We start from the raw sequence: 17,385 nt of genomic DNA, 5'->3' as shown, positions 1-17,385 counted from the left end.
GCTAGGCGGGGGCGGCACCGAGCAGTCGAACCAGTGAGTCGGCGAGGGCGACGTGCCAACAGGCGTAGTCGTGCCCGCCGTTGAACTCGTTGCGGGTGACCTGGTAGCGGGCCGAGTGCAGCGTGTCGTAGAGCGCGCGGCAGTGGTCGGCCATCGGGCCCTCGTGCAGCCCCGCGTCGAGGTGGACGGTGATCGGCGCGGGGTCGGTCTCCGCGTACCGGGCGACGAGCCACGGCACGCCGGCGATGTGTTTCTGCACGACGCCCGGCGACAGGCTCGGCCGCCACCACAGCGAGGGCGACTGGGCGACAACATGTCCGAAACGGTCCGGTCGCAGCCGGCCCGCGTGCAGGGCGGCGAGTCCGCCGAGGCTCTGTCCCGCGACGACGGTGCGCGCCGGGTCCGTGGCGAGGGGCCAGCGGCCCGCCGCCCACGGCAGCAACTCGTCCGCGAGGAACTCCACGAAGGCGTCCCGCGCGCCGAGTTCACGGTTGCGGGTGTCCCGGTCGACGGCGTCCGGCGCGAGCACGGCCAGCGGCGGCAGCAGCCCGTCGGCGATCAGGGAGTCGAGGGTGTGCTGCAGTCCGAGGCGGCCGAACCACATGTCTCCGTCGCAGAGCACGAGGACGGGCAGCCGTTCGATGTCCTCGCGGGAACCGGGCGGCACATACACCCATACGTCGCGTTCGCCGCTCACGTCGCGTCCGCCGCCCAGTGCCGCGGCGCCGATCCTGTGCCGTTCGACGCGCCCGGCGGGCACGGTGCCGCGCCGCTCGGTCCAGGCCGGGGCGGGGGCCGCGGGCAGGGCGAAGACGGAGCTGTCGCCCGCGCCCCACCGGGTGGGGAGGCGGCGGGAGTTGAGCGGGTCGTGTGCCGCGTGCACCGCCAGGGAACGCAGTCGCGCCTGCAGCACCTCGGGGTCCTCGGGCGGCTCCTTCGCCGAGATGTCGGCGGCGATCCGGTACGAGGCACGGTGGTCCGCGCGCAGCCGCAGGCCGAAGTGCCAGATGTCGGTGCCCGGGATCTGTTCCATGAGGGAGCCCGCGAGGTGGGCGCGGTCGCCGAGGTGGCTGACCATGAGCAGCACCTGCCGGGTGGCGCGGTGGCCGCGCCACAGGAAGGTGACCGCCCGGTGGTCGGGCGCGTCGTCGAGCTCCTCGACGAATGGCGTGCCCCGCGCGGCGGCCTCCCGCCAGAACTCCGCGGCGAAGTAAGCACGTTGAGCGTCGTCGGCCGCGGCGATGCGCTCCTTGAGGCGCGCGACGCGGGCACCGGTGACGCGGTCCGGCCGGTGGTCCGGCAGGGCGGCAACGGACTGGACGCTCATATCTCCTCTTCCCGGATGTTCTGTTGACGTAATTGTTAGCACATGAACTTAGGTTAGCCTAAGCTAACCACATGCCCGCAGGAATACGACTCCGCCCCGGCGGAACACAGCAACTCCCGGCCACCGAGCCGCGCAGCCGCCCACCCCGCACCGCGGGACTCCTGATCGGCCTGGCGCTGCTCGTCGCGGCGGCCGCCCTCTCGCTCGCGGTGGGCACCGAACACCTCGCGCCCGGCCAGGTGTGGAGCGGGCTCTTCTCGCCGTCCGGCTCCCCGAGCGACAACATCGTTCGTGAACTGCGGTTGCCGCGAACGCTCATCGGCATCGCCGTGGGCGCGGCGCTCGGCCTCGCGGGCGGCGTGATGCAGGTGCTGACCCGCAACCCCCTCGCCGACCCCGGGCTGCTCGGGGTGAACGCGGGCTCATCGGCCGCCGTCGTCACCGCGATCAGCGTGTTCGGCATCACGTCGTTCACCGGGTATCTGTGGTTCGCGCTGCTCGGCGCCGCCGTCGCCGCCGTCGTCGTCAACGCCCTGGGCGGCACCCGGTCGGCGACGCCGGTGCGCCTCGCGCTCGCCGGCACGGCCGTCAACGCGGCTCTGTTCGGTTACGTCAACGGCTTGCAGCAGTGGGACCTGAGCACGCTCGACTCGATGCGCTTCTGGTCCGTCGGCACGCTGGAGAAGCGCGACCCCGAACTCCTGCTCACCGCCCTGCCGTTGCTGATCGCCGGTGCGCTCCTCGCGTTCGCGCTCGCCCGGCCGCTCGGCGCCCTCTCGCTCGGCGAGGACCACGCCCGCGCGCTCGGCACCTCGGTGCGCCGCACCCGGGTCCTGTCGATCGTGGCCATCACGCTGCTGTGCGGCAGCGCCACCGCCGTGTGCGGGCCGATCGGCTTCGTCGGCCTGATGATCCCGCACGCGGTCCGCGCGTTCACGGGCCCCGATCCGCGCTGGATGCTGCCCTTCTGCGCGCTGTTCGCGCCCACCCTGCTGCTCGTGGCCGATGTCATCGGCCGGGTCGTGGTGGCGCCGTCGGAAATCCAGGCGGACATCGTCACGTCGTTCATCGGCGGGCTGATCTTCGTCCACCTCGTACGTCAGCGGAAGGTGGCACAGCTGTGACCCTGGCGTCCCTGAAGAAGGAGGAACCCCGCGCCTTCAAGGCCGAGTTGCGCCGCGGGAGACTGCGGGCGGGCAGGTTCTCGGTCCGCTTCGACCCGCGCACGGTGCTCGTCTGCCTGGCGCTGATCGTGGTCACGGCGTGCCTGGTGGTGCTCTCCGTCGGCACGGGCACGTACGCGCTGTCGCCGATGGAAGTGCTGCGGACGTTCGCGGGGAACGGGCCGCCGGGCGCCGAGTTCATCGTGCTCGACCTGCGGCTGCCGCGCGCCGTCGTGGCGGTTCTCGTCGGCTTCGGGACGGGCATGGCGGGCGCCGTCTTCCAGTCGCTCACCCGCAATCCGCTGGGCAGCCCGGACATCATCGGGTTCGGCAACGGCGCGTCGGCGGGGGCGCTCGTCGCGATCATCTTCCTCGACGCGGGCGCAGCGCAGACCGCGCTCGGCGCGCTCGTCGGCGGCTTCGCCACGGCCACCGCCGTCTATCTGCTCGCCTGGCGCCGGGGCGTGCACGGCTACCGCCTCGTGCTCGTCGGCATCGGGGTCTCCGCGGTGCTCGGGGCTGCGACCAGCTTCCTCTACGTCCGTGCCGACATCGGCAAGGCGGCCCAGGCCGCGAGCTGGACGATCGGCTCACTCAACGACCGCGGCTGGACCGAGGCCTGGACGGCCGCGATCGGCCTGATCGTCTGCGTCCCCGTGGTGATGGTGTTCGGGCGCCGGCTGACGATGCTGGAGATGGGCGACGACACGGCGGGCGCCCTCGGTGTGCCGCCGGAGCGCAGCCGGCTGATCCTGCTGTGCGCGGGCACGGGTGTTACCGCGATGGCGGTCGCCGCGGCGGGCCCGATCCCGTTCCTCGCCATGGCCTCCCCCCAGCTGGCCCGCCGCGTCACCCGCGCGGCAGGACCGAACGTGCTCCCCGCCGCGTGGATGGGCGCCCTCCTGGTGACGGCCGCCGATCTGCTGACGCAACGGGTGACCGGTTCGGCGCTGATGCCGGTGGGCGTGGTGACGGGCGTGGCGGGCGGCCTGTTCCTGGCGTGGCTGCTCTTGCGGGAGCGCAGGGCTCACCACGTGTGACACGAACGCGCCCCACGGCACGGGGCCGTGGGGCGCGCGGGACGCCGGTCAGGACGTCACATCGGTGACCCTCCACCGCTGGTTCGAGCCGGAGTTGGGCTGCCACGTCCCGACGGGCGCCCCCTCGCCCGTGGCCTGCCCGCCGACCTCAAGCAGACGGCCGGTACCGGCGTTGACGAGGGTGTACGTGCCGTCGCCCGTGGTCGACGGGATCCACTGGGCGGCCGCGTCCCGCTCGTCCGTGTCGGGTTCGACGACCGGCACACCGTCGCGGACGGCGAGCCGCTTGCCATCGGCGGCGCTGGTGAACACGTGCCGCTTGCGGCTCGTAGGTCCTTCGCCGCTGATCCGCGCGAGCCGCCACCGCTGGCCGGCCGCCCCCGACCCGGACCTGATGACGAGCGTGCCGCCGCCGTCGGCGACGCTCAGGTCCTTGCCGCTCTGCGCACCCGTCAGCTGGTAGGTGCGTCCCTGGCGCAGTTCGGCGGCGTCCTTCGCCACCCCGGACACGCCCTTGATCAGGAACGTGGTCACCGACTGCGCGGGCACCGTGAACGTCGCCCTCCGGCCACTCACCACGACCGGTGCCCGCTCGGCCAGCTTGCCGTCCGTGCTGGTCACGACCGGGGTGACGGTCGCACCTCGGCGTACGGTCGCGAACCGGGACAGGTCGAGCGTCACCGTGCGGGTGCTCGCGGTGCTGTTGACGTGCACGACGGTGGCGCCGTTGCCGCCACGTGTGACGGCCGCCGTGCTGCTCGTGTCGTCGGTCTTGATGAGGTGGTCGCCGGGCCGGATGTAATGCGTGAAGTTCCGGGCGGTGTCGAACTTCGTGTTCGTGTGGACCGGGCAGGTGTCCAGCGTGTCGTCGGGTCCCGCGCTGAAGGAGACCTGGACCTCGCCCCAGTTGCCGCCCTTCGCCGACTCCCCGCCGGGCTTCATGTTGTCCCAGTCCTCGACGGGCTGCCAGAACACCCAGGCGCTGGGCTCCAGTTCCCGCAGATCGTCGACGATGTGCTGGGCGAGCCCGAGGCCGGGCCGCATGTCGGTGAAGGACTGTCCGTCACCCCAGTCACCCTCGACCTCGCTCATCCACAGCGGCTTGTCCTCCGCCTTGGCGAGGTCACGGACGGAGGTGCGGCCGCCGGTGCCGTACGTGTGGACGTTCATCTGGGCGACGCGGCTCTTCACGTCGGCCGGGTAGCTCGTCCAGTTCGTGACGAAGGTCGACGGGTTGGTCTCGTCCATCGCCGAGACGACGGCCGTCGTCCGCGCCCTCTTCAGCGCGGTGTCGAGCGCGGGCACGATCTTCTGCTGGAGGCCGGGACCGATGTGGCAGCCCTCCTGACGGCCGCCGGTCGGATTCCCGTCGGCGCCCAACTTCGTACCCCAGTAGTCGGTGTTGGGCTCGTTGCACGGGTCGACGGTCTTCACCCTGATGCCGTGCGCCTTCTCCAGGCGTCGCGTCGCCCCGGCCAGATAGGTGGCGAAGTCGTCGACGGACGCCTCCCTCAGCTGCTCCTTCGACGCGTCGAAGCCGCCGGAGACATAGCCGCTGACCGTCATGAAGTAGGGCGGAGAGTTGGAGAACGTCTCCCAGTGCGTGATGCCCTTCTTGATCCGGTCCACCCACCAGCGCTGACTCGCGTCGGCGTCGTCGTTCCAGTGGTTTTCGTTGCCGGGGTCCCACCAGTCGGTGTCGGTGCGGGTGGTGCCCTCGGGGGCCTTCCACCAGCCTTCGACGGCGCCGCCCGCCCTCAGGTAGTCGGGCACGTCGGGGGCGTTGCCGCCGCCGATGTTGTAGCGGGCGATGTTCAGGGCGAGGCCGTCCCGTCCGAAGACGAGGTCGGCGATCCTCTCCCGGATCTCGTCCGGGTAGTGCCCGGTGGCGTTCGCGAACCAGACGAGGCTGGTGCCCCACCCCTCGAACCGGTCCTGCCGGTACGAGGGGTCGGGGGTGACCGTGACCGTCGCCGAGGTGCCTGCCGCGGCGACGAGCTGCGCGGCCGAGATCTGGGTGCCGGCGGCCGCGGCCGTGGCCGCGGCGATGCCGATGAACCGTCTGCGGGTCAAGCGCGCCAACGTGTGCTCCCTACGTCGTGGTGTGAGCGGGGTGCTGGTGGTGCCGAACGGTGGTACGTGGTGGGGGCTAGGAGGCGGCGGGCTGCCGCAGGACGGCGACCTGGCGGGGCGCCAGTACCAGCCCGTCGCCCTCGGCCGCGGGTCCGACCAGTACGTCCCCGGTCAGGCCCGGCAGCGCCACCGGCTCGTCGCTCCGGTTGACCAGGAAGACGTAGCGGTGCTCGGCGTCGCGCCGTACGACCTCCTCGACCAACCCCCGTGCCTGTTCCGGGAGTTCACTGCTTACTCCTGCGGGCGCGAGCAGCTCGGGCAGCAGCACGGTGAGGCCGTCGACACCGAGGCGGGTGGAGACGTACGAGGCCGAGCCCCGGCCGGTACCGCGCCGGGTGACGGCCGGGCGGGACGCGTACGTGCCGGTCCGGTAGCCGGCGAGCACCTCGACGTCGGTGCCGGTGACGGAGATCCGGTCGGTCCACAGGCTGCCGGTGGTGCCGTTGTCCAGGTCGACGGTGTCGCCGTCGAGGAGCGGACCGAACTCCTCGATGCGGATACCGAGGACGTCGCGCAGCGCCCCCGGGTAACCGCCGAGCCACACATGGTCGTTCTCGTCGACGATCGCGGAGAAGTACGTGGTCACGAGATGGCCGCCGCCCTCGACGTACCGGGTGAGCTCCTTGCCGAGCGGCTGCGGCACCACGTGCAGGACGGACGCGATGACGACGTCGTACGCGGACAGGTCGGTGTGGTGTGCGGGCACCACGTCGGCGCGGATGCCGAGGCGCAGCAGGGCCGAGTACCAGTCGAGGGCCTCGCGGTGGTAGTCGAGGCGGGCGGTGGGGTGGGAGTCCTGCTCGCTGGCCCACCAGGAGTCCCAGTCGAAGAGGATCGCCACGCGGGCGGCCTCGCGCCCGCTGCCCGCGATCGGGGCGAGCGCGTCGAGGATGCCACCCAACTCGACGACGGAACGGAAGAGTTCGCTGTCGGCGCCCGCGTGCGGGAGCATCGCCGAGTGGTACTTCTCGGCGCCCGCCGCCGACTGCCGCCACTGGAAGAAGCAGACGGCGTCGGCGCCGTGCGCGACGTGCAGCAGCGAGTCGCGGGCCAACTCCCCTGGTTTCTTGGCCAGGTTGACGGGCTGCCAGTTCACGGCGCTGGTGGAGTGCTCCATCAGGAACCAGGGCCGGTGGCCGGCGATGCCGCTGGTGAGGTTGGCGGAGAAGGAGAGTTCGTCGCGGTCCTGCGGGCCGGGGATGACGTAGTGGTCGTTGGCGACGAAGTCCACCTCGTCCGCCCAGTCCGCGTAGTCCATGCCCTTGGTGCCGGGCATCACCATGAAGTTGGTGGTGACGGGCGTGTCCGGGGTCAGCTCGCGCAGGATCTCGCGCTCGGCCAGCAGATGGTCCTTGAGCGCGTCGGAGGAGAACCGCTTGAAGTCGAGCTGCTGCGTCGGGTTCGGGTGCGAGGCGGCGAGCCGGGGTGGAAGGAGCTGCTCCCAGTCGCTGTAGCGCTGGGACCAGAATGCTGTTCCCCAGGCGTCGTTGAGGGCGTCGAGCGTGGTGTAACGGCGGCGCAGCCAGAGCCGGAAGGCGCGGGCCGCGTCGTCGGAGTGGTCGTAGACGTTGTGGCAGCCCAGCTCATTGTTGACGTGCCAGGCGACCAGGGCCGGGTGGTCGGCGTACCGGGACGCGAGCCGGCGGACGAGGTTCAGGGCGTGCTCACGGAAGACGGGCGAGGTGGGCCGCCAGTGCTGGCGGGCACCCGGCCACAGCGTCTCGCCGCTCGCGGTCACCGGCAGGATCTCCGGGTGCGCGGCGGTCAGCCACGGTGGCGGCGACGCGGTGGCGGTGGCGAGGTCGACACCGATGCCGCCCGCGTGCAGCTGGTCCATGATCTCGTCGAGCCAGCCGAAGTCCCAGGTGTCGGCCGTGGGCTGGATCCGCGCCCAGGAGAAGATGGCGAGGGAGACGACGTTCACCCCGGCCTCGCGCATCAGCCGGATGTCGTCCGCCCACACCTCCCGTGACCACTGCTCGGGGTTGTAGTCGGCTCCGTAGCCGAGGCGCCGGGCGCCGTCCGAGCTCTTCGCGTACGGGAATCGGGAGGTGAGGGGGGCGACCATGAACGTCCTTCCAGACATGCGGAGTTGAGGCAGCGCGCGCTACTTGCTGACGGTGAAGCCCTGCTCGGTGCCGTACTTGACGGACGCGTCCTGCCAGGACTTGAGCCCGGCGGTCAGCTTGGTCGGGGAGACGTACGCCTTGCCGACGGTGTCGTTGAAGATCGAGTTGGCGTACACCTGGAACGGCAGGTACTTCCAGTCGGTGGGCACGCTCTTCGCGGACTCGGCGAAGATCTTGTTGGCCTTCTGGCCGCCGAAGTAGGGGAACTCCGTGTTCTGGAACGAGGACGAGTTCAGGTCCTTCGTCGTCGCGGGGAACGCGCCGTTCTTGATGCGGGTCTGGACACCCGCGCCGGAGTTGGCGTACTCGGCGAAGGCGTAGGCGAGTTCCTTGTTCTTGCCGAGTTCGGGCAGCGCGAGCGAGCTGCCGCCGTTCTCCGAGCTCGCGTTCGCGCCCTTCTCCCACTGCGGCATGGGGGCGACGCGCCAGTCGCCGGACGCGCCCTTCACGCCGGAGGCGAAGTTGGCGGGCATCCAGGCGCCGGTGGGCAATGTGGCGATGGTGCCGTCACCGAGGCCCTTGTACCAGTCGTCGGTCCAGCCGGTGACGGGCGAGACGAGCTTGTCGTCGATCAGCTTCTGCCAGGTGTCGGTGTACTTCTTCGCGCCCGCGTCGGTGAAGTCGATGCCGACCTTGGTGCCGTCGACCTTGTACGGGTGCGAACCGGCCTGCCACAGCAGGCTGGTGGTCAGGCCGGCGTCGCCGACGTCGCTGGTGATGTACGCCTTCGGGTTCGCCTTGTGCAGCTTGCGGGCGGCCTCGACGTACTCGTCCCAGGTCGTCGGGACAGCGATCTTGTACTTGTCGAAGACCTTCTTGTTGTAGAAGAGCGCCATCGGGCCCGAGTCCATGGGCAGTCCGTAGACGCCGTCGCCGGACTTCACCGAGTTCCACGGCCCCGGCGAGTACGAGTCCGCCAGCTTCTCGGCGCCGTAGGCCTTGAGGTCGGTGATCTGCTTCGTCAGGGCGTACTGGCCGAGGGCGTAGTACTCGATCTGCGCGACGTCCGGGACGCCCTTCTTCGCCGAGATCGCGTTCGACAGGGCCTTGTACTGGTCGTTATTGGTGCCCGCGTTGACCAGCTTCACGTCGACCTTCGGGTACTTCTTCTCGAAGTCGGCGGCGACCTGCTTCAGGGTGGGCTCCCACGCCCACACGGTGACGGTGCCGCCCTTCTTCAGGGCCGACTGGAGGTCGGCCGACCCGACCTTCTTGTCACCGGAGCCGTCGTCGGAGCCACCGCAGGCGGTGGCCCCGAGGGCGAGGGCGCAGAGGAGACCTATGCCGCGCAGGACGCGGCGGGAGTGCTGGGGCAACTGGGGCATGGCGGTGGCTTCCACTTCTTCGTGGTCCTACAGAGGGTGTGCGAGAGGTCCGAGGGGTGAACTGCGGTGCCGCGCCTACTCCTTGACGCTTCCGGCGGAGAGACCCGACTGCCAGTACTTCTGGAGCAGAAGGAAGGCGGCGATCAGCGGCACGATGGTGAGCAGCGAGCCGGTGAGCACGAGATGCGGGATCGCCTCGCCGCCGGCCGTCTGCGCCTGCTTGTTCCAGGAGTCGAGGCCGAGCGTGAGCGGATACCAGTCGGGGTCCTTCAGCATGATCAGCGGCAGGAAGTAGTTGTTCCAGGTCGCGACGGTGGTGAAGAGCAGGACGGTGACGGTGCCGGGCGCGAGCAGCGGCAGGGCGACCCGGAAGAAGGTCCGCAGCTCGCTCGCGCCGTCGATGCGGGCGGCCTCCATCAGCTCGGTGGGGATCGCCTCGGTGGCGAACACCCACATCAGATACAGGCCGAACGGCGAGATCAGCGACGGGATAACGACGGCCCAAGGGGTGTCGGTGAGGCCCATCTTGCTGAACATCAGGAACGTGGGGACGGCGAGCGCCGTGCCCGGCACCGCGACCGCTCCGATGACGACGGCGAACACGGCGCGCTTGCCCGGGAACGCGAACTTGGCGAGGGCGTATCCACCGAGGACCGCGAGGAAGGTGGCCCCGCCCGCGCCCACCACCACGTACAGGAGGGTGTTGAGGAGCCAGCGGCCGAAGACGCCGTCCTGGTAGGTGAAGGTCGCGCCGATGTTGTGCCAGAGGTCGAAGTCCGAGTCGAACCAGAGGCCGAAGGAACGGGCGAGGCCCTGCTGGGACTTGGTGGCGCTGATCAGGAGCCACACCAGCGGCAGCAGGCTGTAGACGAGGACGACGCCGGTGAGCACGGTCAGCAGGACGCTGCGCCGGGGGCGACCGGACGTCGCTCGGCGGCGCGGTGAACGCAGGCGCGGAGCAGTGGAGTTGAGCGGGGTGCTCGGCCGTACGGGCCCGGTGGTGGTGGTCATCGCGCTCACGCTCCCTTGCGCATGCCGCGCAGCTGGACCACGTAGGCGACGATCATCGTGATCACGCCCATGACGATGGCGACCGTCGCGGAGTAGTTCTGCTGCTGGCCCGCGAAGGACAGCGAGTACGTGTAGTAGTTCGGGGTGTAGTCGGTGGTGATGGCGTTCGGCGCGAGCTTCTGGAGGATGGCGGGCTCGTTGAAGAGCTGGAAGCTGCCGATGATCGAGAAGATGGTGGCGATGACGAGGGCGCCACGGATCGCCGGGAGCTTGATGGCGGTGATGACACGCCACTGCCCGGCGCCGTCGATCTCCGCCGCCTCGTACAGGGAGTGCGGTACGACGCGCAGCGCGGCGAAGAAGATCAGCATGTTGTAGCCGACGAACTCCCAGGTCACGATGTTGCCGAGGGAGGCGAGGACCAGGTCGGCGGAGAGCGGGTCGGGCAGCTTCGTGCCGAACGCGTCGTTCAGGTCGCCGACCAGGCCGTAACGGGTGCCGTACATGAAGCCCCACATGAGGGTCGCGACGACGGCGGGGACCGCGTAGGGCAGGAAGACGGTGATCCGGAAGAAGTCCTTGCCGTAGAGGCGGCCGCTGTCGATCGCCAGAGCGACGAGCAGGGCGATGCCCAGCATGACCGGCACCTGGATCAGCAGGAACAGGCCGACGCGGGCGACGCCCTCCCAGAACTGGCCGTCCTGGAGCGCCTGTTGGTAGTTGTCGAGGCCGACGAAGGCGGTGCCGCCGATGAGTTGTGTACGGAACAGGCTGAGGTAGACCGAGTAGGCGAGCGGCGCCAGGAAGACCAGGGCGAAGACGAGCACGAAGGGGCCGATGAACCCCCATCCCGTCCACGAGCGGCGCCGCCTCAAGGCGACCGGCGGTTGCAGCGTGGTCATCTCGCCCCTCACTGGTCCATGCGTCACGGCCCATGCGTCACGGTTCGATGTTTGCGTAAACATCCCTGGCTGTGAGGGACCCGACGGCTGTTATGTTTGCGTAAACATTCGGTGGCGGCATGTCTACACTGCACTGAGGACGAGGGTCAAGAGTCGGTGAGGGAGACGGTGACAACCCAGGAGAGCGCGCCGCGGAGCGGCAGGCGTCGTACACAGAACGCGTCGATGGCCGACGTCGCCCGGGTCGCGGGCGTCTCGTCCCAGACGGTCTCCCGCGTCTCGAACGGCTTCCCCGGCGTCAACGAGGAGACCCGCGAGCGCGTGCGCGCCGCGATGAAGGAGCTCGGCTACCGCCCCAACAGCGCGGCGCGGGCCCTGAAGCGGGGCGACTTCCGCACCATCGGCGTGATCACGTTCACGCTGTCCACGACGGGCAACATGCGCACGCTGGAGGCGATCGCCACCTCGGCCGCGCAGGAGGGTTACGCGGTCACGCTGCTCCCGGTCGCGGTGCCCACGCAGGACGAGGTCCGCGGCGCGTTCTCCCGCCTCGGCGAGCTGGCGGTGGACGCGGTCATCGTCATCATGGAGGTCCACCTGCTCGACTCGGCGCGCCTGTCGCTGCCGCCGCACGTGAAGGTCGTGGTCGCGGACTCGGACGCCGGCGACCGTTACGCGGTGGTGGACACGGACCAGGCGGGCGGCACCCGTGACGCGGTGCGCCACCTCCTCGACCTCGGCCACCGCACGGTCTGGCACCTGGCGGGGCCCTCCGAGTCGTACGCCGCCCAGCGCCGAACGGACGCCTGGCGTACGGCACTTGAGGCCGCTGGCCGGGCCGTCCCGCCGCTGGTGCGGGGCGACTGGTCGGCCGAGTCCGGCTACCGCGCGGGCCTGCGCCTCGCCGAACAGGCCGACTGCACCGCGGTGTTCGCGGCGAACGACCAGATGGCACTCGGCCTGCTGCGGGCCCTGGAGGAGCGCGGCCGCAAGGTCCCCGAGGACGTCTCGGTCATCGGCTTCGACGACATCCCGGACTCGGGCTCGTACCAGCCCCCGCTCACCACGGTCCACCAGGACTTCGCCGAGGTCGGCCGGCGCTGCGTTCAGAGCGCGCTGCGCCAGGTGCGGGAGAGCGAGGCGGAACACGGGACGACGCTGGTGCCGACGCGGCTGGTGGTGCGGGAGAGCACGGGGGCGGCGCGGCGGGGGTGACCTCCGCAGGCACGTCAGACGGTGACGCCGAGCCCCTCCACCACGACCGCGCCCGGGAGTTCGGAGAGGGCCTTGCCCGGGACGATCAGCTTGCCGCGGCGGGTGCCGCTGCCGATGAGGACGTGCGGGAGGTCGACGACCGCGGCGTCCACGAGGACCGGCCAGCCGGCGGGCAGGCCGATGGGGGTGATGCCGCCGCACTCCATGCCGGACTCGCCGGTCGCGGTGTCCATCGGGGCGAACGAGGCCTTGCGGGCGCCGAGTTGGCGGCGCACCGCGCCATTGACGTCCACCTTGGTCGCGGACAGGACGACGCAGGCCGCGAGCGTGGTCTCGCCGCCGCGCTTGCCCGCGACGACGACGCAGTTCGCGGAGGTGTCGAGCAGGTCGGGGCCGTAGTGCTCGACGAACGTCGCCGTGTCGGCCCACTCGGGGTCGGTGTCGACGTGGATCAGGTCCTGCGCGGGCACGGTGCCGCGCCAGTCGCGGACGGCGTCGGCGACGGGCCGGGTGAGCAGGTCGAGGGCCTCGGGGGCGGCGAGGACGTGGTCGAAGGTGCCGATGGGTGCGCGCATGGCGGCACGCTAACAGCCGCCGCGCACCCGGCAACCGGGTGTCTCAGCGTACGAAAGGCACCGACACGGCCATGATCATCTCTACGTCCTCGGTCCCGTCGTTGCGGTAGGAGTGCGGGGTGCCCGCCTCGAACGAGACGCTCGCCCCCTCGGGCACCACGTGCGCGACCCCGTCCACGACGAGGGTCAGCTCGCCGGTCGTGACATGGATCAGCTCGATGGTGCCCTGCGGGTGCGGGTCCGAGTCACTGCCCTCGCCGGGCACGAGCCGCCAGTCCCACATCTCCAGCGGGCCCTCGGACTCGGTTCCGGCGAGCAGCCGGTTGTAGCTGCCGGCCTCCGTGTGCCACAGGCGAACCGCCTGATCCTCCGTCACGATGCGGACGTTGGGGCCCTGTTCGTAGTCGAGCAGCGTGGTGATGCTGACGCCGAGCGCGTCGCCGATCTTGACGACGGTGCCGATGCTGGGGTTCGTGCGGGCCTGCTCGATCTGGATGAGCATGCCGCGGCTGACGGCCGCGCGGGCGGCGAGCGCGTCGAGGGTGAAGCCGCGCTCGGAGCGCCAGTGCTTGACGTTGCGCGCGAGCGCCTGGTTCAGGAGGTCGAGATCCGCCACGTTCCGTCCAGGGTCGGGGTCCAGGGACCCGGAGGCCCATAGGTCAATATTTTGGATGGCAGCGTTCAGTTCATTGGACTACGGTGTGCTGCACCACAGCGTCCAGCAAACTGTACTGCGAGGTCCGGCATGACAGCACTCTTCGCCCTGGCCACAAGCCTCATGTGGGGCTTGGCCGACTTCGGTGGCGGGCTGCTGACGCGACGCATCCCGGCGCTCACCGTAGTGGTCGTCTCGCAGACGATCGCCGTGGTCGTGCTCGGCGTGATCGTGGTCGCCACGGGCGCCTTCTCGGAAGCGGGACCGCAGTTGTGGTTCGCGGTCGCCGCGGGCCTCGTCGGACCCGTCGCCATGCTCGCCTTCTACAAGGCGCTCGCCCTCGGGCCGATGGGCGTCGTCTCGCCGCTCGGCTCGATCGGTGTCGCCGTGCCGGTCGGCGTCGGGATCGTGCTCGGCGAGCGGCCGGGACTGCTGCAGTTCGCGGGCATCCTGGTCGCCGTCGTGGGGGTGGTCCTCGCAGGCGGGCCGCAGTTCAGGGGTGCGCCGGTGCAGCGCCAAGCGGTGCTGCTCACGCTGCTCGCCGCGTTCGGATTCGGTGCGGTGATGGCGCTGATCGCGGAGTCGTCCACCACGCTGACCGGGCTCTTCCTCGCGCTGTTCGTGCAGCGGGTGACGAATGTCGTGGCGGGCGGGGGTGCGTTGTACGTGTCCGCGAAGCGGGGTGGGCGGGTGCTGCAGGAGGAGGGCGGGTGGCGGATCGTCCGTGGGTCGCTGCCGGCGCTCGGGTTCGTGGGTCTCGCGGATGTGGCGGCCAACGGAACGTATGCGCTGGCCGCGCGGGAGGGACCGGTTGTCGTGGCGGCGGTGCTGGCTTCCTTGTATCCGGTGGTTACGGCGTTGGCTGCGAGGGGTGTGTTGAGTGAGCGGTTGCGCACCGTCCAAGCCGCCGGTGCAGGGCTGGCGTTGCTCGGCACGGTCCTCCTGGCCACGGGGTGACCATCCGCCGGATGGCGTGACACCCACGGGGCTCCGCCCCGGACCCCGCGCCTCAAACGCCGGCGGGGCTATAAATAGCCCCTGCGGCGATTGAACAGGCCCGTCCGGCAGGACTTTCGGGAAGGGGCGGGGTGGGGGAAAAGCCCCCGGTGCTGCCCAACGAGAACCGTGGACGTCGACCCCGGCCGGGTCAGATGCGGTAGCGGCGGAGGGCCGGGGCCGCGAAGGTCAGCGTCAGCATCGCCAGGACCACCAGAACCCCACCCCCGGCCACCGCCGGACCCGCCCCGAAGGCCGACCCCGCCGAGCCGTGAAGAACGTCCGCCAACCGGGGCCCACCCGCCACGACCACCGTGAACACGCCCTGCATACGGCCCCGCATCTCGTCCGTCGCGGCCGACAAGAGGATCGCCCCGCGGAACACCATGGACACCATGTCCGCGATCCCGGCCACCGCGAGGAAGACGACCGCGAGCCACAGGTTCCCGCTCAGCCCGAATCCGGTGATCGCCAGGCCCCACGCCACAATCGCCCCGATCACCATCCACCCGTGCCGCTTCGCCCGCGAGAACGTACCGGAGAAGAGACCTCCGACCACCGCTCCGATGGGGATCGCCGCGAACAGCAGCCCCAGCGCGAGCCCCTCCCCGTACGGCGCGTACGTCTCCGCGGCGAGCTGCGGGAACAGGGCGCGAGGCATGCCGAACACCATCGCGATGATGTCCGCGAGGAAGGACAACAGCAGCACCTTGTGCGTGGACATGTACCGGAAGCCGTCGACGATCTCGCGCACACCCGCCCGCTTCTTCACCGACGCGACGAGCGGCGGCAGGGACGGCAGCCGGTACACCGCCCAGACGGTGACGCACAGGGCGACGGCGTCGATCAGGTACAGCTCCGGCAGCCCGATGACAGGGATGAGGACACCAGCGAGCAGCGGGCCGACGACCTGGCCGGTCTGCATCACCGTCGAACCGAGCGCGTTGGCCGCGGCCAGTTGGCTCTCGGGCACGAGCCGCGCGATGGACGCGTTGCGGGCCGGTGCGTTGAGGCCCCAGAACGCCTGCTGCATCGCGAGCAGCACCATCAGCACGGCCACCGAGTCGAGCCCGGATATCGCCTGCACCCAGAACAGGACCGAGGTCACGGCGATGCCGGAGTTCGTGATCAGGAGCAGTTTGCGGCGGTCCATGTGGTCGGCGATCGCGCCGCCCCACAGCGCGAACACGACGAGCGGCACCAGCCCCGCCATGCTCGCGGCGCCGACCCAGGCCGAGGACCCGGTGATGTCGAAGATCTGCTTGGGCACGGCGACCGCGGTGAGCTGGCTGCCGACGGCTGTGACGATGGTCGAGGACCACAGGCGGCGGTAGGCGGGGATGCGCAGGGGCCGGGTGTCCATGGCCCAGCGGCGCCAGCCGCGCGGTGTGGCCTCGGCCTCCGTGCCGTCCGCGGTCGCGTTCCTGCTGTCGTCGCTCGTCTCGCTCGTGTCCACGGCTTCCCTGATTGCTCGCTACATCTATCTGGTCCGGGGGTCAGTGTCCCAGGCTTCGTCCTCCAGTTCGGACAGAGCGAGCAGTTGGTCCGGTGTGACCCCTTCCGGGATCGCCTGCGGCGCCGGCGTCCTGAGCGGCGGCTGCCAGCCGGACTCCGCGTCCCAGCTCCGTACGACGCGCGCGGGCGCGCCCGCGACCACCGCGTGGTCGGGTACGGCGCCGCGCACCACGGCGCCGGCCGCGACCACCACGTTCCGGCCGAGGCGGGCGCCCGGCAGGATCACGGCGCCGGTGCCGATCCAGCAGCCGGGGCCGATCTCGACCGGCTCCATCCGGGGCCACTGCTTGCCGATGGGCTCGTGCGGATCGTCGTACGAGTGATTGGTGGAGGTGATGTAGACGTACGGGCCCATGTAGACGTCGCTGCCGATCCGCACCGTCGTATCGGCGATGACATGGCTGCCGCGGCCGATCACGACGCCGTCGCCGAGGGTCAGGATCGGGTCCTGGCCGAGGTCCAGGTCCGGCATCAGGCCCGCGGTCAGGGTCACTTGCTCCCCGATGATGCAGTGCGCGCCCAGCCGGATCCACGGTTCGCCGAACACCGTGCCCTGGGGGAACGCGAGCTTCGTGCCGTGCCCGATCGCGCCGAACCGGTGCCCGCCGGACTGCCGCGCGGTGACCGCGCCCTTGCGCTGCACCCAGCGCCATCCGGCCTGTACGAGCCGGTGTCCCGGCCCACCCTTGTCGTTCCGCTTCTTCGGCACGGCGTCACGTTACCCACGCGTATCGTCCGCCCCCACCTCGCCGACCTGTGATCTTCACCCCACAGGTACCTTTCCCTTGGCGCGACACATGCATGACACACACCGCATGACACGTACGACACGTAGGGAGCACAGACCTCATGTCCCACGAGGCACTCGTCACCGGCATCGGCGACAAGGAACCGAAGGTGGACCCGGAGGCGTTCACCGCCCCGACGTCCGTGGTGGTCGGCGACGTCACGCTGAGCGCGGGCGCGAGCCTCTGGTACGGGGCGGTGCTGCGGGCCGAGTTCGAGCCCATCACGCTCGGCGCCGACAGCAACATCCAGGACAACTGCACGGTGCACGTGGACCTCGGGTTCCCGGCGACGATCGGCGAGCGGGTCTCCGTCGGTCACAACGCGGTGCTGCACGGCTGCACGATCGAGGACGACGTCCTGATCGGGATGGGGGCGACCGTGCTCAACGGCGCGGTGATCGGGGCGGGTTCGCTGGTCGCGGCGCAGGCGTTGGTGCCGCAGGGGATGGTGGTTCCGCCGGGGTCACTGGTGGCGGGTGTGCCGGCGAAGGTACGGCGTGAGCTGTCCGCGGAGGAGCGGGAGATGGTGACGCTCAACGGGACGCATTACGTGGAGCTGGCGAAGGTGCATCGGGCGGCGCATCAGTAGCGCTCACCTGTGGCGGGGTCGC

The 17,385-nt window shown here is 70.6% G+C and carries 15 protein-coding genes; 5 read left to right on the top strand and 10 right to left on the bottom strand.

Going from position 1 to position 17,385, the window contains the following annotated elements; translation table 11 throughout:
- Nucleotide 1: 1 nt before the first annotated feature.
- On the bottom strand, nucleotides 2-1,327 hold the full coding sequence (fes, locus tag ACIRHA_RS00235; protein ID WP_403838177.1) for an enterochelin esterase: 1,326 nt from the start codon (nucleotides 1,325-1,327) through the stop codon (nucleotides 2-4).
- Nucleotides 1,328-1,398: 71 nt separating this feature from the next.
- On the opposite strand from fes, the gene ACIRHA_RS00230 reads away from it, so the two are divergent.
- Both ACIRHA_RS00230 and ACIRHA_RS00225 read left to right on the top strand, forming a co-directional pair.
- Nucleotides 1,399-2,451, top strand: coding sequence for a FecCD family ABC transporter permease (locus ACIRHA_RS00230; RefSeq protein ID WP_403838175.1), 1,053 nt, complete (start codon nucleotides 1,399-1,401; stop codon nucleotides 2,449-2,451).
- Nucleotides 2,452-2,453: 2 nt separating this feature from the next.
- On the top strand, nucleotides 2,454-3,530 hold the full coding sequence (locus ACIRHA_RS00225; protein ID WP_403842027.1) for a FecCD family ABC transporter permease: 1,077 nt from the start codon (nucleotides 2,454-2,456) through the stop codon (nucleotides 3,528-3,530).
- Between the two features lie 48 nt (nucleotides 3,531-3,578).
- Here ACIRHA_RS00225 and ACIRHA_RS00220 read toward each other — a convergent pair whose 3' ends face one another.
- The 5 genes from ACIRHA_RS00220 to ACIRHA_RS00200 form a co-directional block, all read right to left on the bottom strand.
- Nucleotides 3,579-5,612, bottom strand: a complete 2,034-nt coding sequence (locus tag ACIRHA_RS00220) for an RICIN domain-containing protein (protein WP_403838173.1) — start codon at nucleotides 5,610-5,612, stop codon at nucleotides 3,579-3,581.
- A gap of 67 nt (nucleotides 5,613-5,679) precedes the next feature.
- Nucleotides 5,680-7,731, bottom strand: a complete 2,052-nt coding sequence (locus ACIRHA_RS00215; RefSeq protein ID WP_403838171.1) for a beta-galactosidase — start codon at nucleotides 7,729-7,731, stop codon at nucleotides 5,680-5,682.
- Between the two features lie 39 nt (nucleotides 7,732-7,770).
- Nucleotides 7,771-9,117, bottom strand: a complete 1,347-nt coding sequence (locus ACIRHA_RS00210; RefSeq protein WP_403838169.1) for an ABC transporter substrate-binding protein — start codon at nucleotides 9,115-9,117, stop codon at nucleotides 7,771-7,773.
- A 75-nt stretch (nucleotides 9,118-9,192) separates the two neighbouring features.
- A complete protein-coding gene (locus ACIRHA_RS00205) occupies nucleotides 9,193-10,128 on the bottom strand; it encodes a carbohydrate ABC transporter permease (RefSeq protein ID WP_403838167.1) in 936 nt (311 codons plus the stop codon).
- Between the two features lie 5 nt (nucleotides 10,129-10,133).
- Nucleotides 10,134-11,030, bottom strand: coding sequence for a carbohydrate ABC transporter permease (locus ACIRHA_RS00200; protein WP_403838165.1), 897 nt, complete (start codon nucleotides 11,028-11,030; stop codon nucleotides 10,134-10,136).
- A gap of 225 nt (nucleotides 11,031-11,255) precedes the next feature.
- On the opposite strand from ACIRHA_RS00200, the gene ACIRHA_RS00195 reads away from it, so the two are divergent.
- Entirely contained in the window at nucleotides 11,256-12,245 is a 990-nt protein-coding gene (locus tag ACIRHA_RS00195) for a LacI family DNA-binding transcriptional regulator (protein ID WP_403838163.1), read from the top strand.
- Nucleotides 12,246-12,259: 14 nt separating this feature from the next.
- Here ACIRHA_RS00195 and ACIRHA_RS00190 read toward each other — a convergent pair whose 3' ends face one another.
- Nucleotides 12,260-12,820 (bottom strand): YbaK/EbsC family protein, encoded by a 561-nt coding sequence (locus tag ACIRHA_RS00190; protein WP_403838161.1) that lies wholly within the window; start codon nucleotides 12,818-12,820, stop codon nucleotides 12,260-12,262.
- Between the two features lie 43 nt (nucleotides 12,821-12,863).
- On the bottom strand, nucleotides 12,864-13,436 hold the full coding sequence (locus tag ACIRHA_RS00185; protein ID WP_403838159.1) for a helix-turn-helix domain-containing protein: 573 nt from the start codon (nucleotides 13,434-13,436) through the stop codon (nucleotides 12,864-12,866).
- Nucleotides 13,437-13,565: 129 nt separating this feature from the next.
- Here ACIRHA_RS00185 and ACIRHA_RS00180 point away from each other — a divergent pair, with 129 nt between their 5' ends.
- Nucleotides 13,566-14,432: an EamA family transporter gene (locus ACIRHA_RS00180; protein ID WP_403838157.1), complete on the top strand. Its 867-nt coding sequence runs from the start codon at nucleotides 13,566-13,568 to the stop codon at nucleotides 14,430-14,432.
- Between the two features lie 190 nt (nucleotides 14,433-14,622).
- Here ACIRHA_RS00180 and ACIRHA_RS00175 read toward each other — a convergent pair whose 3' ends face one another.
- A complete protein-coding gene (locus ACIRHA_RS00175) occupies nucleotides 14,623-15,927 on the bottom strand; it encodes an MFS transporter (protein ID WP_403838155.1) in 1,305 nt (434 codons plus the stop codon).
- Between the two features lie 24 nt (nucleotides 15,928-15,951).
- Nucleotides 15,952-16,695, bottom strand: coding sequence for an acyltransferase (locus tag ACIRHA_RS00170; protein ID WP_403838153.1), 744 nt, complete (start codon nucleotides 16,693-16,695; stop codon nucleotides 15,952-15,954).
- Between the two features lie 140 nt (nucleotides 16,696-16,835).
- Here ACIRHA_RS00170 and ACIRHA_RS00165 point away from each other — a divergent pair, with 140 nt between their 5' ends.
- On the top strand, nucleotides 16,836-17,363 hold the full coding sequence (locus ACIRHA_RS00165; RefSeq protein ID WP_351342380.1) for a gamma carbonic anhydrase family protein: 528 nt from the start codon (nucleotides 16,836-16,838) through the stop codon (nucleotides 17,361-17,363).
- Nucleotides 17,364-17,385 lie beyond the last annotated feature (22 nt).

Origin of the sequence: Streptomyces sp. NPDC102360, from assembly GCF_044766085.1 — a bacterium.
GTDB lineage: Bacteria > Actinomycetota > Actinomycetes > Streptomycetales > Streptomycetaceae > Streptomyces.
Note: the sequence above shows the minus strand (reverse complement) of the source record. Positions and strands in the feature narration are given on the sequence as shown.